General features: G+C 38.3%; 21 protein-coding genes and 2 tRNA genes. 12 read left to right on the top strand and 11 right to left on the bottom strand.

Translation table 11 applies throughout. The features are described from left to right. Positions 1–7: 7 nt before the first annotated feature. The 6 genes from LCX93_RS03495 to gyrA all read right to left on the bottom strand — a co-directional run bounded on the left by LCX93_RS03495 (position 8) and on the right by gyrA (position 6,122). Complete coding sequence (locus LCX93_RS03495; RefSeq protein ID WP_193151409.1) at positions 8–526, bottom strand: YqhA family protein; 519 nt, start codon at positions 524–526, stop codon at positions 8–10. Further along, entirely contained in the window at positions 527–1,558 is a 1,032-nt protein-coding gene (locus tag LCX93_RS03500; protein ID WP_193151410.1) for an aspartate-semialdehyde dehydrogenase, read from the bottom strand. A 16-nt stretch (positions 1,559–1,574) separates the two neighbouring features. After that, positions 1,575–2,714 carry a sigma-54-dependent transcriptional regulator gene (locus tag LCX93_RS03505; protein WP_226068561.1) on the bottom strand — a complete coding sequence of 380 codons (1,140 nt, stop codon included), beginning with the start codon at positions 2,712–2,714 and terminating at the stop codon, positions 1,575–1,577. A gap of 22 nt (positions 2,715–2,736) precedes the next feature. Continuing rightward, positions 2,737–3,147 carry a hypothetical protein gene (locus LCX93_RS03510; protein WP_226068563.1) on the bottom strand — a complete coding sequence of 137 codons (411 nt, stop codon included), beginning with the start codon at positions 3,145–3,147 and terminating at the stop codon, positions 2,737–2,739. Beyond that, entirely contained in the window at positions 3,096–3,575 is a 480-nt protein-coding gene (locus LCX93_RS03515) for an LPP20 family lipoprotein (RefSeq protein WP_193151413.1), read from the bottom strand. Before LCX93_RS03515 ends, LCX93_RS03510 begins: the two co-directional genes overlap by 52 nt. A 63-nt stretch (positions 3,576–3,638) precedes the next feature. Further along, positions 3,639–6,122 (bottom strand): DNA gyrase subunit A, encoded by a 2,484-nt coding sequence (gene gyrA, locus LCX93_RS03520; RefSeq protein ID WP_226068565.1) that lies wholly within the window; start codon positions 6,120–6,122, stop codon positions 3,639–3,641. Positions 6,123–6,320: 198 nt separating this feature from the next. On the opposite strand from gyrA, the gene LCX93_RS03525 reads away from it, so the two are divergent. The 4 genes from LCX93_RS03525 to LCX93_RS03540 all read left to right on the top strand — a co-directional run bounded on the left by LCX93_RS03525 (position 6,321) and on the right by LCX93_RS03540 (position 10,317). Beyond that, complete coding sequence (locus tag LCX93_RS03525; RefSeq protein ID WP_193151415.1) at positions 6,321–7,631, top strand: ammonium transporter; 1,311 nt, start codon at positions 6,321–6,323, stop codon at positions 7,629–7,631. A gap of 81 nt (positions 7,632–7,712) precedes the next feature. Next, positions 7,713–8,051 carry a P-II family nitrogen regulator gene (locus tag LCX93_RS03530; RefSeq protein WP_151900817.1) on the top strand — a complete coding sequence of 113 codons (339 nt, stop codon included), beginning with the start codon at positions 7,713–7,715 and terminating at the stop codon, positions 8,049–8,051. A 290-nt stretch (positions 8,052–8,341) separates the two neighbouring features. Continuing rightward, on the top strand, positions 8,342–9,517 hold the full coding sequence (locus LCX93_RS03535) for an ammonium transporter (protein ID WP_226068567.1): 1,176 nt from the start codon (positions 8,342–8,344) through the stop codon (positions 9,515–9,517). 8 nt (positions 9,518–9,525) lie between these two features. After that, on the top strand, positions 9,526–10,317 hold the full coding sequence (locus LCX93_RS03540) for an energy transducer TonB (protein ID WP_226068569.1): 792 nt from the start codon (positions 9,526–9,528) through the stop codon (positions 10,315–10,317). A gap of 7 nt (positions 10,318–10,324) precedes the next feature. On the opposite strand, the gene LCX93_RS03545 is transcribed toward LCX93_RS03540, so the two are convergent. The 4 genes from LCX93_RS03545 to LCX93_RS03560 all read right to left on the bottom strand — a co-directional run bounded on the left by LCX93_RS03545 (position 10,325) and on the right by LCX93_RS03560 (position 12,455). Continuing rightward, complete coding sequence (locus LCX93_RS03545) at positions 10,325–10,495, bottom strand: rubredoxin (RefSeq protein WP_193151418.1); 171 nt, start codon at positions 10,493–10,495, stop codon at positions 10,325–10,327. A gap of 38 nt (positions 10,496–10,533) precedes the next feature. Then, entirely contained in the window at positions 10,534–12,129 is a 1,596-nt protein-coding gene (locus LCX93_RS03550) for a Na/Pi cotransporter family protein (protein WP_226068571.1), read from the bottom strand. Positions 12,130–12,206: 77 nt separating this feature from the next. Next, positions 12,207–12,281 (bottom strand) — tRNA-Glu (locus tag LCX93_RS03555). Positions 12,282–12,379: 98 nt separating this feature from the next. Continuing rightward, positions 12,380–12,455 (bottom strand) — tRNA-Lys (locus LCX93_RS03560). A 154-nt stretch (positions 12,456–12,609) separates the two neighbouring features. Here LCX93_RS03560 and LCX93_RS03565 point away from each other — a divergent pair. The 8 genes from LCX93_RS03565 (at position 12,610) to LCX93_RS03600 (ending at position 21,125) form a co-directional block, all read left to right on the top strand. Then, positions 12,610–13,611 (top strand): CsgG/HfaB family protein, encoded by a 1,002-nt coding sequence (locus LCX93_RS03565; protein ID WP_226068573.1) that lies wholly within the window; start codon positions 12,610–12,612, stop codon positions 13,609–13,611. Further along, positions 13,608–14,600, top strand: coding sequence for an LPP20 family lipoprotein (locus tag LCX93_RS03570; protein ID WP_226068575.1), 993 nt, complete (start codon positions 13,608–13,610; stop codon positions 14,598–14,600). Before LCX93_RS03565 ends, LCX93_RS03570 begins: the two co-directional genes overlap by 4 nt. A gap of 70 nt (positions 14,601–14,670) precedes the next feature. Continuing rightward, the gene (locus LCX93_RS03575; protein WP_226068577.1) at positions 14,671–15,618 is read left to right on the top strand and encodes an AAA family ATPase; all 948 of its coding nucleotides are present in this window, start codon (positions 14,671–14,673) and stop codon (positions 15,616–15,618) included. 10 nt (positions 15,619–15,628) lie between these two features. Further along, entirely contained in the window at positions 15,629–16,459 is an 831-nt protein-coding gene (locus tag LCX93_RS03580) for a DUF58 domain-containing protein (RefSeq protein WP_226068586.1), read from the top strand. Beyond that, positions 16,460–16,867 (top strand): hypothetical protein, encoded by a 408-nt coding sequence (locus tag LCX93_RS03585; protein ID WP_226068588.1) that lies wholly within the window; start codon positions 16,460–16,462, stop codon positions 16,865–16,867. It abuts the gene before it with no gap. Next, a complete protein-coding gene (locus tag LCX93_RS03590; RefSeq protein ID WP_151900809.1) occupies positions 16,860–17,792 on the top strand; it encodes a vWA domain-containing protein in 933 nt (310 codons plus the stop codon). Before LCX93_RS03585 ends, LCX93_RS03590 begins: the two co-directional genes overlap by 8 nt. Then, the gene (locus tag LCX93_RS03595; RefSeq protein WP_226068590.1) at positions 17,789–19,705 is read left to right on the top strand and encodes a VWA domain-containing protein; all 1,917 of its coding nucleotides are present in this window, start codon (positions 17,789–17,791) and stop codon (positions 19,703–19,705) included. Before LCX93_RS03590 ends, LCX93_RS03595 begins: the two co-directional genes overlap by 4 nt. Continuing rightward, positions 19,689–21,125: a BatD family protein gene (locus LCX93_RS03600; RefSeq protein WP_226068591.1), complete on the top strand. Its 1,437-nt coding sequence runs from the start codon at positions 19,689–19,691 to the stop codon at positions 21,123–21,125. The genes LCX93_RS03595 and LCX93_RS03600 overlap by 17 nt, the downstream gene beginning before the upstream one ends. On the opposite strand, the gene LCX93_RS03605 is transcribed toward LCX93_RS03600, so the two are convergent. Further along, positions 21,122–21,952: a prephenate dehydrogenase gene (locus LCX93_RS03605; RefSeq protein WP_193151428.1), complete on the bottom strand. Its 831-nt coding sequence runs from the start codon at positions 21,950–21,952 to the stop codon at positions 21,122–21,124. The two genes, LCX93_RS03600 and LCX93_RS03605, sit on opposite strands and share 4 nt — an antisense overlap. Positions 21,953–22,007 lie beyond the last annotated feature (55 nt).

Raw genomic sequence — 22,007 nt, forward strand, 5'->3', positions numbered from 1 at the left:
TTTTTCCTTAGTGATTGTGTCCAACTTTACTTAAAAAATACAAACCGACAGCAACGGCAGTAATAGAAAGGGCTAAATAGAGTAATTCCAGCGGTGTCTGGTAGCTTGCCAGTCCCACTTTTTTAAAGAAACCCACAACAAGAACCATTACAATTACTTTGGATATTTTGTCTTTAAGCTGGTCAAGTGAGTGAATAGATAAAATTTTGTTTTCTCTTGTAGCATCTTCTCTTGCCGCATCAATATCCGAGATAAACAATTCATACAATCCGAAAGAAAACAACAGCATAACAACGCCGATAAGATATAAATCCACAGCACCTATAATTCCACCGACAACCAGTTCATGAAAGTGTTCCGGGTGATGATGGTTCACATAGGTGTTTATTACAAGTTTAGCGGTATCATAGATGTCAAAACTGGCAACAATAAAAAGTGCGACAGCACCGATAAGACCGAAAATAACAGCCATTAAAACCATAAAGCGTGAACTCCAGAGCCCGCTTTCAAAGATTTTTTCAATCATTTATAAGCCTTCTTCCATTTCTATCCATTTTTGGGCAATTCTTACCGCATTTGTAGCAGCACCTACACGTAAATTGTCAGCAACAACAAACATATGGAGCATATTGTTTGAAAAGAGATCTTTTCGAATACGTCCGACAAATGTTTCATTTTTGTCTATACATGTAGCCGGCATAGGGTAGAGTGCTTCATCAGGATTGTCTAAAACCACTATGTTTGGTGCTTTACGAAGTATTTCTCTTGCCTCGTTTGCATTTATTTCCGAATCAAAAGTCATAGTTACCGCTTCTGCATGCCCTCTCAGTGTCGGAACGCGTACACATGTAGCACTGAGTGCAATCTCTTTATGCATGATTTTTGTTGTCTCGTTGACCATTTTCATCTCTTCTTTTGTATAGCCGTTGTCTGTGAAAACATCAATCTGCGGAATGACATTGAGGGCTATCTGCTGGTTAAATGCTTTATGCTCAGCTTCATCAAGTTTAAAGGCAAAAAATGCCTGCATTTGACTGACCAGCTCTTCCATAGCGGTTTTTCCTGCACCGCTGGTTGCCTGGTATGTATCAACATCCACACGAACCAGGTCATATGCTTCATCCAGTGGTTTGAGTGCCTGTACCATCTGTATGGTTGAACAGTTTGGGTTGGCTATGATGCCTGTTTCTTTCCATTGTGCAATATCATGGGGATTGACCTCAGGAACAACAAGAGGGACATTCGGATCCATTCTGAAGTGAGAGGTGTTGTCAATGACAACGGCACCTGCTGCAACTGCGGAAGGGGCAAATTCTGCGCTGACACTGCCTCCCGCACTAAAAAGGGCAATATCTACCTCTTCTTTTTCAAAGACATCATGTGTCAGTTCTATAATATCAAAGCTTTCATTGTTAAACTCTACCTGTTTGCCGACACTTCTTGCACTTGCAAGCGGTACCAGTTTCTTAAGAGGAAAATCAATCTCTTCCAATACTCTTAAAATCTCTTCACCGACAGCACCGTTTGCACCGACAACAGCTACGTTATATTTTTTCATTTAATTTTCTCCTGTTCTATTTTCTGTTATTTAAAAAAAGTTCGTCTTTTTGAATTTCATTGGTTTCACTGAGTATGACAGAACGTTCCACTACTGAAAGCAACTCTCGAATATTTCCGGGCCAGGCATATGATAAAAGTTCACTTTCTGCCTCGGCAGAGAGCCTTTTTGTATCAAAACCGTACTTTTGACAGTTGTGTGCAATCATCTTTTGTGCAATTTCCAATATTTCGTCTTTTCTTTCTCTCAAAGGTGGAATATGGAGAGGAATTGTATTGAGTCTGTAATACAGGTCCTCTCTGAATTCTCCTTTTTCTATCTTCTCGTTTAAATTTGCATTTGTTGCCGAAACGACGCGTATATCTATTTTAATGGCTTTTGCAGAGCCAAGTCTGCGCACCTCTTTTTCCTGCAGGGCCCGAAGCAGTTTTGCCTGAACACCATAGGGCATCTCTCCTATCTCATCCAAAAAGAGTGTCCCTCCGTTTGCCAGTTCAAACTGTCCCGCTTTAGCTTCGGTCGCATCGGTAAATGCCCCTTTTTCAAAGCCAAAAAGCTCACTCTCTATCAAGTTTTCAGGAATCGCCGCCATGTTGATAGCAACAAAGGGTTTTTTTGCTCTTGGAGAGTTTTTGTGTATATAAGAAGCAAAAACTTCTTTACCGACACCGCTTTCTCCCAAAAGTAAAATACTTGCATCTGTTTTGGAAGCCTTTTGGGCAATGCCTAAAACTTTTGTAAGTGCTTCAGACGAGCCTAAGAAATCATTCGTCGTTTTTTTGCTTTTTTGCACTGATTTTTTTACTTTTTGGACAACTGCCTCGCGTTTAATCGCATCGACAAGTGTGTCTATATCAAAAGGTTTGAGTAAAAAATCTTTGACACCCAGATGGATAGAGTCAATAGCCCGACCAAGCGTTGCATTCCCTGTCATGATAATAACTTCGTATCTGCCGCCCAGTGCTTTGACAAATTCTATGCCGTCCATACCGGGCATATTGATATCGGTAATGACCAGATCAAAACTGTCATCAAGAACTTTGAGTGCATCTTTGGCATTTTTAAATGTTTTTACTGTAAACTCTTTGTAATCGCTCATAGCAATTTCAAGAGATTTACGCATATTGATATCATCTTCGACTATGGCTATTTTCACAAAAAGTCCTGTTTTTATTCGGCTATTTTAAAGCTGATATTCTAACAAAATTATCATTAAAATCGACTTTGAAGCATGTTGTTTTTAAAGTAATAATCGTAGTTGAGGTGTTTTGAAAATTTATTGTGCTTGCGTAATGTTGTACTTTCAGACCAATTTTTTGGATATAGTTGATGAATTTTTCATTATTGCGTGCAATGATTTTTTTTAAATCTTTACTGTTGTCTGATTCGAGAATGAGTGTATTTGAAGAAAATCCTTTGCACCTGTGCATTGAATGAGATATTTCGAATTCCTGATTATAAAGTAAAGCATCTTTTACGACATATCTGTAGGAAATAAGATATTCACTTGCAGAGAGTGCAAGTGAATGAAAAAGTATTATTGCACAAATTGAGAGTGAGAAAGTGTGATTTCCATCTCTACTTCGCATAAACCCTCTTTGAATGTTGTTTCCACTATATTTGCATTTCTTACCATTGCATCTACGGATGTTCGTACACTGGAACGTTTGACCATCATGTTTTTAATCAAGTCTTTTCCGTCTACTCTGACACCCTTTACTTTTTCAGCTATAAGTCTGTATGCATCAGCAATGGCAGCACGTTTTGCCAAAGCATATGCTTGTGCGGGAGATGTTGTATTCATAGGTGCAACACCTTGCCCGACGACACTGATAAGAAGAGGTCTTTTCTCTGAAAGCACTTCGCTTTGCAAAGGTTGTTGCATCTTGTGAGCAGGGCAAGGTGCCACTACTGTTTTGGCAGTTTGGGTAGGAATAGCTGTTACTACAGTCTTAGCAGGTTGTGCTGCAAAAGATACAACACTAAGTAATGTTAGTAATACTAGAGAGTATTTCATAGAATATCCTTAAAGGAGGAGTCTGTATGACTCCAGGTTTTATATTTTAGTTATTAGCAATTACTATTCCAAGTCTAAAGAAGGAGATGTGTCTTCTTCTTCATCATCTTCGCTTTTTTCCTCTTTCGGACAGCGTGAAATACTGACAACTTCATCCCCTTTTACTATATAGACACCGGAAGTGTTTCTGCTTGATTTGGAGATTGTCTGCATATCAACACGTATCATTTTACCGGCTTTTGTGAGCGCCATCATATCCATGCCCTCATCTACCATGAGACAGCCGACAATATGCTTGCCTGTTTTTGCAGTCATCTTCATCGCAATAACACCTGAACCGCCACGGTTTGTGAGTCTGTATTCTCCGGCATCAGTACGTTTTCCTATTCCTTTTTCAGCGACAATCAGAATCTCCTGATCATCACTTGCTATAATGTTTGCATCAACGACTTCATCACCCTCATGTTTAAACTTAATTCCTCTTACTCCACGTGTGCTTCGTCCCTGTTCACGGGTTTTTTCAATTTCAAATTTGATGCACTGTGCGAGTTTTGTTACTATAAAGAGGTATTTAATGCTTTTGTCCGCAATTTTTGCTGTAATGAGCGCATCATCTTCATCAAGAACAATGGCTCTGACGCCGTTGCTTCTGATGTTGCTGAATTCGCTTAAATTTGTTCGTTTGACAATGCCGTTTTTCGTAAAGAAAACCAAAGATTTCTCTTCGCTGAAATCAGTTGTCGGAATAATAGACTGAATCTGCTCATCCGCCATTAAATTAAGTAAATTGACAACAGCTTTTCCTTTGGCTGTACGACTCCCCTCAGGGATACGATAGACTTTTAACCAGTGGAGTTGTCCTCTGTCGGTCACAAAAAGGAGCGTATCGTGCGTATTACATGTAAAGAAGTTTTCTATAAAGTCATCTTCATAGGTTGTGACAGCAGTTTTTCCTTTGCCTCCGCGTTTTTGCTTTTCATAGCTTGCAAGCGGTACACGCTTGATGTATCCTCTGTGTGTGATTGTGACAACCATTGGTTCGTTGGGAATCAAGTCTTCTATGTCTATATCATCATAGTCATCTTCGATGTCAGTTCTTCGTTTTGTGGTATATGTTTGTAAAATTTCATCAAATTCATCACCTATTATACCGTGCAGCACTTTTTCACTTTGTAGAATTGACTCAAGAAACTCAATTTGTTTCATAAGTTCTGCCAATTCATTTTCAATTTTTTCAATTTCAAGTCCTGTAAGACGACCAAGACGCATTGCAACAATGCTTGCAGCCTGGATTTCTGAAAAATCAAATTCTGTTACCAGGTTTTCTTTCGCTTCTTCCTCATTTGTGGATGCACGGATAGTACGAATGACTTTATCAATAATATCTATCGCTTTTTTCAAACCTTCCAAAATATGTGCACGCGCTTTTGCTTTTTCCAAATCAAAAATTGTACGACGGATAATAATAGTTTTTCGGTGATTGATAAAATGCTTGAGTATGTCAATAAGACCAAAAATTCTTGGTTCCTGGTTTAAAATGGAGAGCATTATGATACCGAAGGTTGTCTGCATTGCAGTTTGTTTAAATAAATTATTTAAAACAATTTCACTGATTGTGTCACGCTTGAGCTCAATGACAACACGCATACCGTCCCGGTCGGACTCGTCTCTGATTTCGCTCACCCCGTCTATCATTTTGTCTTTAACCAAATTGGCAACGTTTTCAATAAGACGGGCTTTGTTTACCTGATAAGGAAGTTCATCAATGACAATGACGTCTTTGTTTCCTTTTTTCTCAATATGTGTTTTAGCACGTACTTTTATACGGCCACGCCCTGTTTCATAGGCATCCATAATCCCTTTTTTACCAAATATAATGCCGCCTGTCGGAAAATCAGGCGCTTTGATATGTTCCATGATTTCAGGAAGTGTGATATTGGGATTTTCCAGGAGTGCTTTGAGTCCGTTCATAATTTCAGTAGGGTTGTGGGGAGGAATGTTTGTTGCCATACCGACCGCAATCCCTGAAGAACCGTTTATCAAAAGGTTCGGTACACGTGTCGGCATTACATCCGGTTCTTTTGTTGTACCGTCATAGTTGTCTATCATATTGACAGTGTTTTTTTCCAAATCTTTTAAAAGTTCACCTGCATATTTTGTCATACGGGCTTCCGTGTAACGCATCGCAGCAGCCGAGTCACCGTCAACCGAACCAAAGTTTCCCTGTCCGTCTACAAGTTCCATTCGCATGGAAAAATCCTGCGCCATTCGCACGAGTGCATCATAAACGGCTGTATCTCCGTGAGGGTGGTATTGACCGATAACATCACCGACGATACGTGCTGATTTTTTATACTTTGCACCAAATGAGAGATTGAGTTTGTCCATTGCATAAAGAATTCTTCTATGTACAGGTTTAAGTCCGTCTCTTACATCAGGCAGAGCACGACCGACAATAACACTCATAGAGTAATCAAGATAGCTGTTTTGAAGAGTTTCTTCTATATTTATACTTTGTATATCACCATTGTTTAACAAGTTGCTCATTGAAACACCTAAAATTTAAATTTATATATATTAGCTAATTGTCGCTTAATAAAATGTTTAAAACTGATGAACTTTTGCGCAATTGCATAAAAAATGAAGGAATTGTAAAAGCTGCTTAAAAATTAATCAGTTTAAGCTGAAAAAAAAGATGTAATTATTCTATACTTTGCTTTGAAAATATTCAACAAAAGGATTCACATGAAGAAATGGTTATTAGCATTCTTATTTGCTTTACCAACATTCGTATTTGCGGAGGATACAGCAACACTCGATACAGGTGATACAGCATGGATGATGATGTCAACTGCATTGGTATTACTTATGACACCTGCAGGTCTTGCACTGTTTTATGCAGGTATGACAAGAAGTAAAAATGTACTCAATACATATGCAATGGTATTTGGAGCGTTTGTCGTTGCATTTGTTGTTTGGATTGCTGCCGGTTATTCGATAGCATTTGGTACGGCAGATTCTGCTGCTGTTCAAAATGTGATGGGTGGATTTTCAAATGTATTCCTAAATGGAATCAGCTGGCACGATTTAAGCGGAACATACCCTACTTATGTATTTGTGGCGTTTCAGGGTACATTTGCCGCTATTACCGTAGCTATTGCTGCAGGTTCGGTTATAGAGCGTATTAAATTCTCTACATGGCTGGTATTTGTGGCGCTTTGGGGACTTGTAGTGTACGCTCCTGTTGCTCATATGGTTTGGGGCGGAGACGGTGCCTATCTCTTTGATTTAGGTGCTTTAGACTTTGCCGGTGGTACAGTTGTACACATGAATGGTGGTCTGGCCGGTTTGGTTCTTGCTGTTCTTGTTGGCAAGCGTGTCGGATATCCTAAGTCTGCAATGAAACCTGCTACAGTGCTTTTGACAGCGCTTGGTGCGGCTCTTTTATGGTTTGGCTGGTACGGATTCAATGCAGGGTCTGCATTTGGAGCGAACGCCATTGCCGGTGTAGCACTCCTGACTACAACGATAGCAACTGCCGCAGCTGCTATTACATGGATGCTTGCTGAGTGGGTTATCTATAAAAAGCCTACATTACTGGGACTTGCTACAGGTGCTGTTTCCGGGCTTGTTGCTATTACGCCTGCTGCCGGATTTGTTGGTGTGGGTGGTGCTTTTATCGTTGGTATCGTCGGAACACTATTCGCTTTTTGGGGTGTGACTGTGCTTAAAAAGAAACTTGGTTATGATGACTCTTTGGATGCATTCGGTGTTCACTTTTTAGCTGGTTTGTTTGGTGCACTTGCAACCGGTCTTTTGGCTTTAAAAGACAATGACCTGTTATGGGACGGACCGCTGAAAGAATCAGGTGACAGAATGGGACAGTTTATTGTTCAAGTTGAATCTGTTGTGATCGTTGGACTGTTCACGCTTATCGGTACTGTTGTTGTTTACTATGTTGCTACTGCATTGACTGGTGGTTCACGAGTAAGTGAAGATGAAGAAACAATGGGTCTGGATGAATCTGTTCAAGGGGAAAGATACATGAATAACTAATCTCTTTTTGGGATTAGTGTATTGATTTTGTAATCAAAAATGGTTACAATTGATAAATAATAAAACTTTGGAGTAGTGATAATGAAAAAAGTAGAAGCGGTTATCAAACCATTTAAACTGGAAGATGTAAAAGATGCACTGGCAGAAATCGGTATTGACGGTATGACAGTAAGTGAAGTAAAAGGCTATGGCCGTCAAAAAGGACATAGTGAACTGTACCGTGGTGCTGAGTATGTGGTTGATTTTTTACCGAAAATAAAAATGGAAATGGTTGTTACAGCAGACATGGTAGAACAGGTTACAGCAACAATTGTTGAAGCAGCACGTACAGGTAAAATCGGAGACGGTAAGATTTTTGTAAGTGATATAGAAAAAATTATCAGAATTCGTACAGGTGAAACTGATGAGGAAGCTATCTAAATAATAATGCCAAAGGAACTTGCCCCTTTCTTTGGCTTCTCTAACCGTTATGGCACTTAAGCCAACTCCTTTACAAGGAGTAAAAAATCCACATATTGACTTCTTTGGCATTTAAAAATAATGATTTAATTTTTAAAATATAAATATTTTGCTACACTCAGCTTTTAAGTTCAATTTAAACCCGGATTATACAATAGAAAACAATAAGTAGGTTCTATGCTTGTGCCTTGGGTGCAATGATAAAGACTTTCTTGAGTTTTTTATTGCATAATCCGGGTTAAAGGTTTATAATGTCTGAAGCTGATTTCAAATACATACTGGATACTTTCTTTACACTTTTTTCTATGGTTTTGATTATTTTAATGGTCCCAGGTTTTGCTATGCTTGAAGCCGGACTTGTAAGAACAAAAAATGTCTCTTCTGTTTTAACGGTAAATACCATGATATATGCGGTAGCATCTATGGCATTTTTACTTGTCGGTTACTCTCTTGCGTTTGGCTCCTGGGAAAACTCTTCTATGAGTATATGGGCGGCATTTTTGTTTCAGATGGCATTTGTCGGTAAAACTATAAATATCATGAGTGGTGGAGTGAGTGAGCGTGTAAAAATTATACCGCTGATGATATTTACGGTTGTTATGGGTGCTGTTATCTATCCTTTGATTGTCAATGTAAGCTGGGGTGCTGATCTTCTTGCGGGAACAGTGTTGGATATTGACATGTATGATTTGGCAGGTTCAACTGTTATTCACTCCACCGGAGGCTGGGCATTGCTGGCTGCGATTTTGATTATGGGACCAAGAAAAGACAGATACAAAGACGGCAAAATAAAAGTGATACCTGCATCAAATGTACCGCTTGTGGTTCTTGGCGCACTTCTTCTATGGATAGGATGGTTCGGATTTAACGGTGGCAGTGTCGGTTCTATTTCGAGTGTCGAAAATGCTGATACGGTTGCAAAAACGATTATGAATACAAATACGGCAGGTTTGGCGGGTGCAATCATTGCAGCCGTTATCATGTATGCACGGTATAAGCTTTTAGATATTACAATGATATTAAACGGTGCATTGGGAGGGCTTGTCGCAATTACTGCAGGACCTGATTTGTATGACATGTATACACCAATCCTGATTGGTGCCATTGGCGGTGCGCTTGTTGTTTTTGCTGTACCGATGTTTGACAAATTAAAACTAGATGATCCCGTGGGTGCACTTTCTGTTCACCTTGTCAACGGTATTTGGGGCACACTCGCTGTGGGTGTTTTTGTTGATAAAGTGTCACTGGTTTCACAACTCAAAGGGATTGTAGTCATCGGAGTTTTTGCATTTGTAAGTTCCTATATTGTTATATACATTATCAACAAGATTGTTGCATTCAGAGCAGAGGATGATATTCAGGTAGAGGGGCTTGATGTTAATGAGGTTGGTGTTGAATCCTATCCTGAATTTAAACGCGCCATTTAAAATGATGTATGCTTAATCACTCAAAATCTCTTTTTCTCTCTTTGCTCGTTCATGCGCTTATTCTGCTGAGCCTGCTGGGCATTTATAAGTATGCAGTTTTACCTGCTGCATTTGTTGAAGAAGAAAAAAGAGTGTGTGTAAATTTGAGATGTGTAAAACAACAGACTGAAGAAACACATAAAAAGCAAAAAGAGAGAAAAAAAGTCATTTCTGAAAAAAAAGCAAAAAAAATCCCGCAACATAAAAAAGTTATTCCTCCAAAAAAACAAAAAACCCAAGAAAAACCCAAGAAAATAAAGAAAAAAATTCCTTTAAAAAAAGAGATTAAAAAGAAAAAAGAAACAATAAAAGAGACAAAGACTGAAGAAAAGACAAAACCGGAAAAAAGAATAGAAAAACCATCAGAAGAAAAACCAGAAAAAAAAGTAGAAGAAGTGGTGAAAAACATGCCTGTTGCAGAAGAAAATCTTCGCAGGGAAAAGAGTATAAAAAAAAGTGCTGAAAAAAAGGTGAGTGAGAAAGAAGCGTATTTGCAGGAAAATCTGGCACAGATTGCCCAATTGATAAAAGAAAACCTCTACTACCCGAGAATGGCACGTAAACGAGGCATACAGGGTTCTGTTACCGTTCGCTTTATGCTGCTGAAAGATGCTACTGTTGTACAAATCACAACAATATCTTCAAGCAGCGGTATCTTGACGCGTGCGGCGATTAAAACAATCGCTGAGCTTTCAGGAAAGTTTCCAAAGCCAAAAACAGACATGATGCTAAGTGTACCGATTCGATACTCTTTGCAATAGCAGAGTTTTACTCAACAGGCTTGAAATACTCTTTTTCGGCACCGCAACCCGGACATTTCCAATTGTCAGGAAGATCTTCAAAAGCTGTTCCTGGAGGAATACCACTTTTTCCATCACCGATTTGCGGGTCATAAATATGACCGCAAAATACACATTTGTATTTTTGTAATTTATCCATAACTGACTCCTTTATTCTTGTCAGGCACTTATTATATCTTATTTTCCTGCACTGAGCAGTGCCTGCTGAAGATGATATGCAATGCGTGTAATGTGTACTGATGAGCGTTGCAGCCACCGGACTGCTTCCAAGTGGTAGGTGCCCTCGTCTATGCTAACAGTCCCGTCGGCCATTAACAGTGTTATTTCTTCTCTCTTTTGTTCTGTTTTCTTCTCAATTTCATTGTTGTTTTGCTGCGTATAATTGGCCAGTTCCTGTAAAGATGTTTGTTCAAGGAGCTGCAGGCTTGTTTGAATAAGCTCAATAAATTGCTTTTTTTCTAATACCAACAAGGGTGATGACTGAAGAAACAGTGCTTTGTGCTCATCTTCACGACATCGGTCAAAAAGCCGTTGCAGATGGTCAATAACATGAATGAGACTGATAAGCCGTTGCCAGTTTGCATCCTGTGTATTTTTTAAATGAATTTTGTCTAAGAAAGTCTGTGTTTCATCTAAGAGCTTGTCAAAAGCATGCAGATTGATTTTGTGTGCATTTTTTTTCGCCCCAAGCAAATAGAGCATATACCGCAATAATGTTTTGAATTCATTTTCAAGAGATTTTTGCACAACACTCAAAGCCAAAGGGATATTTTCAAGTAATGCAGGATCAAAATCCTGTATATACTTTTGTTTTGGTTCGGGTATGATTTTTTCCATAAGATGCGCAAAAGGTGTTGTAAAAGGTATAATTGCAATGACACCTAAAAAGTTGAAAAAAGTATGAAACAGTACTAAGACAATTTCAGCCTGTTGCATTAAAAAACCGGGCGCGAAAGATTCAAAGAACATAGTGTAGGGTGCGATTAAAAAAAGTGCGGCAATACCGGTAAATATATTGTATACAACATGTGAAAAGCCGGTCCTTTTTACTTCTGTAGAACCACCTATGGTTGCCAAAGCCGCTGTGACTGTTGTACCTACATCCATGCCGACTACCAAGGCTGCTCCCTGCTCAAAACTGATGGCACCTCCGTAAATCATTGTGAGTGTCGCGGCAACACCTGCGCTTGATGACTGTGTGATAATTGTAACAAGAATTCCAAGCAAGAAGAGCTCAAATCGGCCAATAAAAGAGTCTCCCTCAAAGTATTCAGGTGAAATGATGTCTTTATAGACAGACATGCCCTCTTGCATAAAACCGATACCGACAAAAATCAGACCGAATCCGGCAATGGCAAAACCGATATCCGCTGCTTTTCCTTTTGAAAAAAGTTTTAAACTTGATCCTACAAGTATAAAAGGCAAAACTATAGTGCCCAGCTTGAGTTTAAATCCGAGAAGGGCAACCATCCATCCTGTAATAGTGGTACCGATATTTGCACCAAAGATGATACCGAGTGCCTGGGGAAATGTTAATAATTCTGCGGATACAAACCCCACAGCGGCAACTGTTGTAGCACTTGATGACTGTAAAACAGCAGTACTGATGGCTCCTGTTATAACTCCGGTAGTGGGTGTTTTTGTAAAATGGATTAAAGCGTTTCTGATAGCATCTCCGGCAAGAGCATGTAACCCCTGAGTCATGATAATCATACCAAGTATAAAAATACCGATGCCCCCAACTGCCTGGGAAAGTGTAATCCATGAATGCATAACTATTCTATTCCCTCTTTATAGGATAATGTTATTATGACATAAATTTCTAATGATTGTTTGAAAGTGAGAAAAGTTGGTGACCCCGAGGAGAATCGAACTCCTGTAACATGGATGAAAACCATGGATCCTAACCGCTAGACGACGGGGCCACTTTTTGTAGTTGTTTTTTGATTAGTTGTGCTGAAGTTTTAAGTGAATCATACATAAGGTACGCGAGCTTTAAACTTTAGTGCAAATAACAAAAAAATGGTGTCCTGTGATGGATTCGAACCATCGGCCACATCATTAAAAGTGACGTGCTCTACCAGCTGAGCTAACAGGACTCTTGCCTCTTATTGTTAAGAGGTCGAAATTATAGACAAATACAATTGATATGTCAAGAAAAAAGAGTGAAAATTTATAAATTTTATAAGAAAGCATAGATTTATTTACAATTAAATGCTTTTTAACTACAATCGTTTCACAAAGAGGAGTTTTATGAAAAATATTACAAATGCGCTAATGGCTTTTTTTATTGTTTTTATGAGCGGATGTTCTCAAAAAGTCACTGTACAGGCACTTGAACCTGCACAGATTGACAGAATATCGCAGACTAAAGTAATAGCAGTAACAGATTTCACGCATGACAGAGTAGGACTTTCAAGAAAAATAGAGGCAAAGCTTTCTAATTTTGAGATAAACAATAAAAAATATTTTACTGTTGTCAGCAGAAATGATATAAATAAAGTTATAGCAGAACAAAAACTGCAAAACAGTGGCCTTGTCAATGATGAAAAGATTGTTCAGGTTGGAGAACTGATAGGCGCGCAGGCTATTATTTCTGGAAATGTAAGCCCTGTTACCAAGGAAGACAGTTATTTTTATGAGCCTCGTGTCCGTTGTGCAAATAGAAAATGTACAGAACTCGAAACATACCGTGTACGCTGTATGAAACGGCTCATAGGCCTTTCTGCAGAAGTGAGAATAGTGGATGTTGCCAAAGGCGATATCATTTATGCGGATACTTTAGGCAGAACAAGTTCATTTAAGCACTGTGCAGATGATTCGCGGGCAATTCCGTCAAAAATGATGGTGGCGCAAAAGCTTGCCGATGATATAGCAGATACATTTATTTATAAGCTTACTCCGCATTACAGAAAATTTCGTGTAAAACTACTTGAGGATCCTGATTTGGATTATACGGATGAACAGGAGAGACTGCTGAAAGTCTCTTTAAAATATATAGAGCAGGGGCGCTATGACAAAGCAGAACGCTTTTTAAAAGAGTTGATTGATTCGACAAATATGAAAAGCTATGTGGCATTTTATGATTTGGGTGTGATAAAAGAGGTTCAGGGGAAATATGAAGAGGCAAAAGAGTACTATGAATATGCGGATAATTTAATGATAGAGCCGGTTGAGGAGATTAATGAGGCTGTGATTCGAATAAACTCTCTTATCTCCAAAAGAAAAAAAACACTTGAGCAGTTAAACAGATGAACAAATTAAGCATATTATTTCTTATTTCAGGGCTGCTTTTAGGCGGCTGTGCTGCAAAACAAAGAGTTGTTGTTGCAAAAAAAGAGCTTCCGGCATGGTATCTGCAACCTCCACAGTCTAACAGTTCTACGCTTTATGCACTGGGCGAAGGTGAAAATCAGCAAGATGCCATTACGAATGCCTTGAGCCTTGCAGCCTCGACATTACATGTAACGGTTTCATCAAATTTTCGTGCAAAAACAGTTGTAAAAGAGGGAAGCCTTAACAGCTCCGAGGCAACATATATCAATGAAACACAAAGCAGTGTTGAAAAAATAAAAATCAGCGAATATGAGATACTTCATGTAAAAAAACTCGGCTTTAAAAGATATGCGGCGCTTATAAAGGTCGATAAACAAAAGTTATTTCAAGGTTTAAAAAATGAACTAGACCAAAAATTACAAATATACAGAAGTAAAGTCAAACACTTACAAAAACGTGACGCACTCAAACGTCTGGCATATTATAAAAAGATGAAAAAATCATTTACATATATACAGAATGCTCTGATAGTGATGAAAGTACTGCATAAAGGCTTTGATGACACAAAATATATAGCATGGATGAATAAAGTAAATGAAGAGTATGATTATCTTCAAAAACATATAAGTTTTTGGGTAAATTCCAATGTGAAAAGTCTGGCTGAACCACTCAGAAGTGCCCTGACCAAAAAAAAGTTTATCATAAAAAATGTGAAATCAACCATGCACTACACTGTTTTTATAAAAGCAAAAATTCAACAAGTGACTGCCTACGGTTTTACGCTTGCCCGCAGTGAAATATCTTTTGTAACGAAAAACTATAAAGGAGAAGTGTTGGGGGAAAATGTCATACATGTAACAGGACAGTCATCCCAGGGCTATAAAATAGCCAGGCAGAATCTTGTCAAAAAGCTTCATTCGCTCATACAAAAAGAGGGCATTTCAAAAGTGTTAAATATTGATATTTAGTAACCGTTTACTTCTTGGGAATATACTTACAATAATAATAAAAAGATATATTAATAATTGAGGTATAAAAATGATTAATAAAATACAGAATGTAAAAAAAGAAGTTGCAAAAGTAGTTGTCGGGCAGGAAAAGATGATAGATTCATTGCTCATTGCACTGTTGTGTGAAGGGCATATCCTTATAGAAGGTGTTCCGGGACTGGCGAAAACAACAACGGTTAATGCACTTTCAAAAGCTCTGGGGCTTGACTTTAAGAGGGCACAGTTCACACCGGATTTACTCCCTTCGGATATTTTGGGGGCAGAAATATACGACCCGCAAAACAATCAGTTTAAAATAAAAAAAGGTCCGATATTCACAAACCTTTTACTTGCAGATGAGATTAACCGTGCTCCGGCAAAAGTGCAGTCTGCTTTGCTTGAAGTGATGCAGGAGAAACAGGTGACAATCGGTGATACGACATTCAAGCTTGATCTGCCGTTTTTTGTCATGGCAACACAAAACCCTGTAGAACAAGAGGGTGTCTATCAACTCCCTGAAGCGCAGCTTGACAGATTTATGCTCAAACTTATTGTTGGATACAACACAAAAAAAGAAGAGCTTGAAATCGCAAGAAGAATCTCAAGCGGAAATTTTGAGACAATCAATCCGGTTTTAAATAAAAGCGAACTCGAAGAGCTGAAAAAAGTTGTACGCGATATACATGTAGACGAAGAAGTGGAAGAGTACATGATAGAACTAGTCAATGCAACAAGACATCCTGAAGAGTACGGACTCGAAGAGGTCAAAGAGTACATTCAGTTTGGAGCTTCTCCCCGTGTGAGTATCGACATGTTCAAAGCGGTCAAAGCGATGGCATTTATGCGCGGCAAAGACTTTGTCACTCCTGTTGATGTTGCTTACATCGTAAAAGAGTTGATGCGTCACCGTATCGTGCTCACCTATGAAGCGGAAGCTGAAGGGATTACAACGGATGAAATCATTCAAAAAGTGCTTGAAACCGTAGCGATACCATAAGGTCGCCATAATGAGCAAACTACAAAAAATACTTGTACGGGCACGCCGTCAGGTTTTTAGCGAGATGGTTGGAAACAACCCCTCCATTTTTCAAGGCGAGGGCTATGATTTTATAGAACTTCGTGAATATATGCCCGGTGACGACATCCGACATATAGACTGGAATATCACGGCAAAACTGCAAAAGCCTTATATTAAAATATTTCGAGAAGAGAGAGAATTAAATATTGTTATTGCTTCTATGCTTAACGGCAGTGTTTATTTCGGTTCCAAACGGTTTAAGCAGGATGTTATTGCCGAAGTGACGGCGATGCTGAGCTTTTCTGCTATTAAAAACGGGGATTTGGTGAGTTCATACATCTTCAGTGAACAGCTGGAGTCTTTTTTAAAACCGAGTAAAAAACTTTTTCAGGTGCATAAAAGTATAGATGAGATTTTAAATTTTGATCCTTTGAACAAAAAAGCAGATTACAAAGTTTTGGCAGACACTTTGTTTAAAAGACTCAAACGAAAGTCTCTGATTGTCATTGTCGGTGATTTTTTTGAAATCCCTGATTTTAAAGTATTGGCAAAAAAACATGAAGTAGTGGCTGTCATTGTGCGTGACAGGCTTGAAGAGAGACCGCCGGAGATGGGTTTTACCTCTTTGGTAGATCCTGAGAGCGGTGCTGTTTTGGAAGGTGATTTTAATGCACAAACAGTCAAAGAGTATGCGAAAAAAGTTTTAGTGCATGACAGAAAACTTTATGCAACATTCAGAAAACACCAGATTCGATTTACAAAGATCTATACAGACGGAAAAATCGGTGTTTCCTTACGACGATTATTTGAGGGCAGATAGATGCAAAATCTACAACAAAATGAAATTCCTTTGCATGATATTAAGCCGCTTATAGAGATACATGAGTACTCTTTATATTATCTTATCGGAGTGAGCCTGTTAGTTGTTCTGATACTTTCGGGTTTTATATATTTGGCATACAAATGGATGCAAAACAGGAAAAAATATAACAAAAGAGCAGAGCATTATAAGAGGCTCTTTTCTCTAGATTATTCAAATCCGAAAAAAGCGGCATATGATTTAACATTTTACGGAGCAACTTTTAAAGATGACAGTGAACGTCATTTAAAAGCCTATGAAAATATGTTGGAAAAACTGGAAAAATACAAATATAAAAAAAATGTAGAAGATTTTGATACAGATACTTTACATGTAATAGAGTTATACAAGGGAATGATAGATGTTTGATGGCATATATTTCGAATTTCCAAAACTACTGTTTGTTATATTCTTTTTTATAGCATGTGAAACACTTTGTAAAATGAAGCTGCCTTCAATTTACTTTCCGCATGCATCACAGTTTATGAAGAGTAATGTGTCTGCATCAAAACTGCTTTTCTTTTTGAAATGGCTCACAATTGTTATGATGATTTTGGCACTTATGTCTCCTGTAAAAGACGAACCGTATGAGTTGAAGCCAAAACACGGGCATGAAATAGCATTGATTTTGGATGCTTCGGGCTCTATGAAAGAGCGTGGGTTTGACCCGCTCAACCCTGCTGCATCACGCTTTGATGTTGTGAAATCAATTGTACGGGATTTTATAAACAAAAGAGAAAATGACAATATGGGACTTGTCGTTTTTGGTTCCTACTCTTTTATTGCTTCACCGCTAACCTATGACAAGCATATACTCTCCCGCATTGTTGCTCAGCTTGAAGTAGGCATGGCGGGAAAATATACAGCCCTGTATGAAGCGTTGGCACAGGGAGTGAACCTGTTGAAAATGAGCAAGGCAAAATCAAAAGTGGCTATTTTGCTTACAGACGGCTACTCTACTGCAGGAGTGGACAAAATTCCTCTGGATGTTGCGCTGGATATTGCCAAAAAAGAGGGTGTAAAAGTTTATCCGATAGGGATAGGCGCTCCTGATGAGTACAACAGAGCCGTGCTTATGAAAATAGCAAAAGAGACAGGCGGTGTTGCCTTTGGTGCAGCAAATGCCTCACAGCTTAAAGAGGTCTATGAAAAAATTGATGCACTGGAAAAATCAGAGATAAAAAATGAGACCTTTTCCTATAAAAACTACTACTATTTTTATCCGCTCTTTATAGCATTGTTGTCTCTGTTGCTTTATGTCTATTTACGAAATAAAAGAGGGAGTGTAATATGAGTTTTTTACATCCGGAATTTCTTTACTATATGTTACCGTTAATTATTATACTCTTTGGGCTGTTGCTTACACAAAAAGAGTCGCATGCAACATTTTTTTCAAGTGAGGTGATGCAAAGACTCAGAGTCTCTTCAAACACTTTGACACTCAAAGCAAGAAATGCACTCTTTTTTCTGATTGCTGTTTTGATGACAATTGCTTTGGCCGGTCCTGTCATCAAAGACGGAAAGATTGAAGTGACGGCTAAGAGTGCTGACATTATGATAGCTTTGGATATATCAGATTCTATGTTGGCAGAAGATGTCTATCCGAACCGTTTGAAACTGGCAAAACAAAAGGCTCTGGAACTGTTGCATCTGGCACCAAATGAGCGTATCGGTGTGATTGCCTTTGCAAAAAACTCCTATCTGGTTTCACCGCTGAGTTTTGATCATGAAGCAGTTGCTTTTTTACTTAAAAAACTTAACACGAATTCTATTACAGAGCAGGGCACAGATTTTATGTCGATGCTGCAGGTAGTCGATAAAAGTATAAAACAAGATGCAAAAAAATATTTGCTGATATTGAGTGACGGCGGAGACAAAAAAGACTTTTCTCAAGAGATTGCTTTTGCCAAAAAGCATGACATAGCTGTCTTTGTACTTGGTGTCGGCACACCGCAGGGAGCACCGATAAAGCTTAAAAATGGAGAGTTTATCAAACAAAACGGAAAAATCATTGTCTCAAAACTCAATGATAAAATTGCAGATTTGGCAACAAAAACAGGCGGTGTCTACATTGAAAGCGTCAATTCTGATGCCGATGTCAAAGCAATGCTTCAAGAGATTGAGCGTCACAGCAAGAAAAAAGAGCTGAAGTCTGAGAAGATTGAAAAGTACATACCATTGTTTTATTATCCTTTGGGTCTGGCACTTCTGTTATTGCTTATAGCAACATCTTCTATGAGCAAACGGGTAAAAGTTGAGGTGCCTGGATTGTTTATATTGGGCTTATTGCTTTTTAATAGTTCTGCCTCACATGCGGGACTGTTAGATTTTATACAACTTGATAAAGCAAAAAAAGCATATGAGCAAAAAAATTATGCAAAATCTGCCAAGATATATGATGAATATGCTAAAAATACCAATCATAATGAGAGCTTTTATAATGTAGGTAATGCTTTATATAAAGAAGGAAAATATAAAGAAGCTATAAAGAACTATGAAAAAGCAACATTTAATGATAAGGTTTCACGCGCAAGGAATTTTGCGAATATGGGAAATGCTTATGCTAAGATAGGTGATGAAGCAAGTTTAAAAAAGGCGATTGAAGCGTATAAAACATCTTTGAAACTTCATGAAGACAAAGATACAAGAGAAAACCTTGAAGCTGTAAAAAAAGCGTTAAAGAAAAAACAGCAACAAAAGAAACAGCAGCAGAAAAACAAAAACCAGAAAAACAAAAATCAGAAAAAACAGCAGCAGAAGAATCAAAAAAACCAGCAGAACCAGAAAAGTCAAGATAACAAAAAGAACGAGAAAAAGCAGGATAATAAAGAGCAAAAGAACAAACAGCATCAAGACAATAAAAAAGACCAAAAGAGTGAGCAGAGAAAATCTCAAAAGCCGAGCGAAGACGAGAAAAAGCAGCAAAAAAAGAATGCTGAAAAACAAAAAAATGCAAAGCAAACAGAGAAGAAAGAAAAAGAACGCAAACAAAAATCCCAGCAAAAAAGTGCTGAGAAAAAACAGAAAAAAGACAAAAAGAAGCCTGCTTCCGTATCGGCTGCACAGGCAGAAAAAATGAAAAACAGGATGAGTGATGCCGAAGAGGCAAAATGGCTCAAAAGCCTCAATAATGAACAAAGTACGTATTTATACAGATTAAACCAAAGTAACAAGAAGAAGGAAAACAGCAATGAAAAACCTTGGTAAAATAATAATAATTTTTAGTCTGCTTGTAACGGCAGTATATGCGAAGGTTGTGGCGAAGGTATATCCTAAAAGTGTTGTCAGTGGAGAAGTCGCAACCTATACCCTGACAATCACAGGGGGTGAAGTCAACAAACCGCTTATCAGCACCATATGTGGCAGCAATGTTTTGGGGACAAGTTCTCAGACAAGTATTGAGATGATAAACAATGATTATAAAAAAAGCTATGTACTGAGTTACCAGTTTATGCCGCAAAAAAGCTGTGTGATAGAGCCAGTAAATGTTGAAGTGGATGGAAAAACAGAGCGTTCCAACAGTGTAAAAGTGACGGTAAAGCCGGCAGTACAGGATAAAAATGCCGATTTTGTACTGAATTTGATTCCCTCAAAAACAGAATTGTTTGTGGGGGAACCGTTTACACTTAACCTGGTGCTGAAACAGAAAAAAGATGCCGAAGCCGTTGACAGTAAATTTATAGCGCCGGATTTCAAAGGCTTCTGGATCAAAGGCGAATCACAGGCAACAAGAACTGAAAAAGACGGATTTATCATCACAAAAGCAAGCTACAGACTGGCTCCGCAAAGAGAAGGAAACCTGACCATAAAACCGGCACAGCTCAAAATTGCGACAAGAATCTCTTCACGGGATGTCTGGGGAGGGTTTATGCCTCAGATAAAATGGAAAAGCTATTTTTCAAATCCAGTGGAGTTACATGTAAAGCCTTTGCCTAATAATGCAAAAATAGTCGGAAACTTTACAATTGAAGCGACTGCAGACAAATTACAGATTAATCCTAATGAAGCAGTAAATGTCACTGTCAAAGTTAGAGGTGAAGGGAATTTGGAAGATATTAAGAGTTTTAAACCCTATATACCGGGTGTAAATGTTTTTGATGAGAAAATAAATATCAAAGGCAATACTCTGACACAAAAGTTAGCCTTTGTTTCAGATAAAGATTTTACCATTCCTCCTTTTTCACTGGCATTTTACAATTTGAAAACAAAACGGGTAGAAAAAATCTCTACACAACCGATTCATATCAAAGTAAACGGTGCGGTAAAAAAAACAGCATTGAAAATAAAAAGAGAAGCGTCTGCACAAACCACTGAACAGCCTTTACATGTAAAGAACAGACCAAAAGTTTATGACAAACTTTCCATTGGTATAGCTTTTGTTGCGGGAGTAATCATAGGAATATTGATTATGATGTTTGCAAAACCGGTAAAATTTTTGAAAAAAGAGAGAATATTGAATCTCAATGATGAGAAGCTGTTACTTATAAAACTGCTGCCGTACAAAGACAAAGATGAGGAAGTGAGAAAAGTTGTAGATATTTTGGAAGCTAATCTTTACTCTTCAAAAAAAGAGAAGATAGATAAAAAGCTTGTCAAAGAGCTGCTGAAAAAATATGATATATCCTAGTCCAGGATATCATGCAGTTTGTTGGCATTGGCCATCTCCTGATGGACTTTGTCCCACTCTTCGTTTTGAATGTTTTGTTTGAGGTTTGTAAGCTCTGTTTCAAAGAGTTCTATGGCTTCAAGCAGATTCTCTTTGTTCTGTCTGAAAATATCTTCCCACATATAGGGAGAACTCTTTGCCAGACGACTCATGGAGCGAAACCCACCTGCAGCCAAGGCCAGGATGGTATGCTTGTTTTCCTGCTTTAACACAGTGTTGGCAATAGAATAGGAGATGGCATGGGGCATATGTGAAATGAAAGCGGCATGACGGTCATGCTCATGAGACTTCATAAAATGTTTTTTCATATGCAGCGATTTAAATATTTTTTTGGCAACCTTTGTCTGCAGTTCTCCACTCTCTTCTAGATCGCATAAAACAACAACCTTGTCGTAGTAAAGATTTTCAACTGCGGCATGCGGACCGAAGTTTTCTGTTCCGGTCATTGGATGTGCCGCAACAAAGTTTTTGCGTATCTGTGGCGGGACAGAGGCAACAATTTTTTCTTTTGTACTGCCTAAATCAATTATAGTTGTATCCGGACCGACATCCGTCAGTTCTTTTAAGATTTTGATCACACCGTTGACAGGAATGGCAAGAAAAATAACATCACACTTTTTGACCTCTTCAAAAGAGACTATTTTATCTACGAGTCCAAGGCAAAGTGCGTCCTGTGTATGCTTTTGATTATGGTCATAACCTACAATAGAGTCAACATAATTTTGTTTTTTTAATGAAAGGGCAAGGGAACCTCCCATCAAACCTAATCCAATAATTGCTATATTCATGTTTATTCTTTCTGTTAATTTGTAAAATTATACTGAATTTACTTAATATTAACCA

Source organism: Sulfurimonas sp. SWIR-19 (genome assembly GCF_020410885.1).
In the GTDB taxonomy this organism is placed as follows: Bacteria; Campylobacterota; Campylobacteria; order Campylobacterales; family Sulfurimonadaceae; genus Sulfurimonas; species Sulfurimonas sediminis.

Excerpts from the sequence above, each read along its gene's own strand:
- LCX93_RS03495 (WP_193151409.1), bottom strand. The coding sequence starts at position 526 with ATGATTGAAAAAATCTTTGAAAGCGGGCTCTGGAGTTCACGCTTTATG.
- LCX93_RS03500 (WP_193151410.1), bottom strand. The coding sequence starts at position 1,558 with ATGAAAAAATATAACGTAGCTGTTGTCGGTGCAAACGGTGCTGTCGGT.
- LCX93_RS03510 (WP_226068563.1), bottom strand. The coding sequence starts at position 3,147 with ATGCGAAGTAGAGATGGAAATCACACTTTCTCACTCTCAATTTGTGCA.
- LCX93_RS03515 (WP_193151413.1), bottom strand. The coding sequence starts at position 3,575 with ATGAAATACTCTCTAGTATTACTAACATTACTTAGTGTTGTATCTTTT.
- gyrA (WP_226068565.1), bottom strand. The coding sequence starts at position 6,122 with ATGAGCAACTTGTTAAACAATGGTGATATACAAAGTATAAATATAGAA.
- LCX93_RS03525 (WP_193151415.1), top strand. The coding sequence starts at position 6,321 with ATGAAGAAATGGTTATTAGCATTCTTATTTGCTTTACCAACATTCGTA.
- LCX93_RS03530 (WP_151900817.1), top strand. The coding sequence starts at position 7,713 with ATGAAAAAAGTAGAAGCGGTTATCAAACCATTTAAACTGGAAGATGTA.
- LCX93_RS03535 (WP_226068567.1), top strand. The coding sequence starts at position 8,342 with ATGTCTGAAGCTGATTTCAAATACATACTGGATACTTTCTTTACACTT.
- LCX93_RS03540 (WP_226068569.1), top strand. The coding sequence starts at position 9,526 with ATGCTTAATCACTCAAAATCTCTTTTTCTCTCTTTGCTCGTTCATGCG.
- LCX93_RS03545 (WP_193151418.1), bottom strand. The coding sequence starts at position 10,495 with ATGGATAAATTACAAAAATACAAATGTGTATTTTGCGGTCATATTTAT.
- LCX93_RS03550 (WP_226068571.1), bottom strand. The coding sequence starts at position 12,129 with ATGCATTCATGGATTACACTTTCCCAGGCAGTTGGGGGCATCGGTATT.
- LCX93_RS03565 (WP_226068573.1), top strand. The coding sequence starts at position 12,610 with ATGAAAAATATTACAAATGCGCTAATGGCTTTTTTTATTGTTTTTATG.
- LCX93_RS03570 (WP_226068575.1), top strand. The coding sequence starts at position 13,608 with ATGAACAAATTAAGCATATTATTTCTTATTTCAGGGCTGCTTTTAGGC.
- LCX93_RS03575 (WP_226068577.1), top strand. The coding sequence starts at position 14,671 with ATGATTAATAAAATACAGAATGTAAAAAAAGAAGTTGCAAAAGTAGTT.
- LCX93_RS03580 (WP_226068586.1), top strand. The coding sequence starts at position 15,629 with ATGAGCAAACTACAAAAAATACTTGTACGGGCACGCCGTCAGGTTTTT.
- LCX93_RS03585 (WP_226068588.1), top strand. The coding sequence starts at position 16,460 with ATGCAAAATCTACAACAAAATGAAATTCCTTTGCATGATATTAAGCCG.
- LCX93_RS03590 (WP_151900809.1), top strand. The coding sequence starts at position 16,860 with ATGTTTGATGGCATATATTTCGAATTTCCAAAACTACTGTTTGTTATA.
- LCX93_RS03595 (WP_226068590.1), top strand. The coding sequence starts at position 17,789 with ATGAGTTTTTTACATCCGGAATTTCTTTACTATATGTTACCGTTAATT.
- LCX93_RS03600 (WP_226068591.1), top strand. The coding sequence starts at position 19,689 with ATGAAAAACCTTGGTAAAATAATAATAATTTTTAGTCTGCTTGTAACG.
- LCX93_RS03605 (WP_193151428.1), bottom strand. The coding sequence starts at position 21,952 with ATGAATATAGCAATTATTGGATTAGGTTTGATGGGAGGTTCCCTTGCC.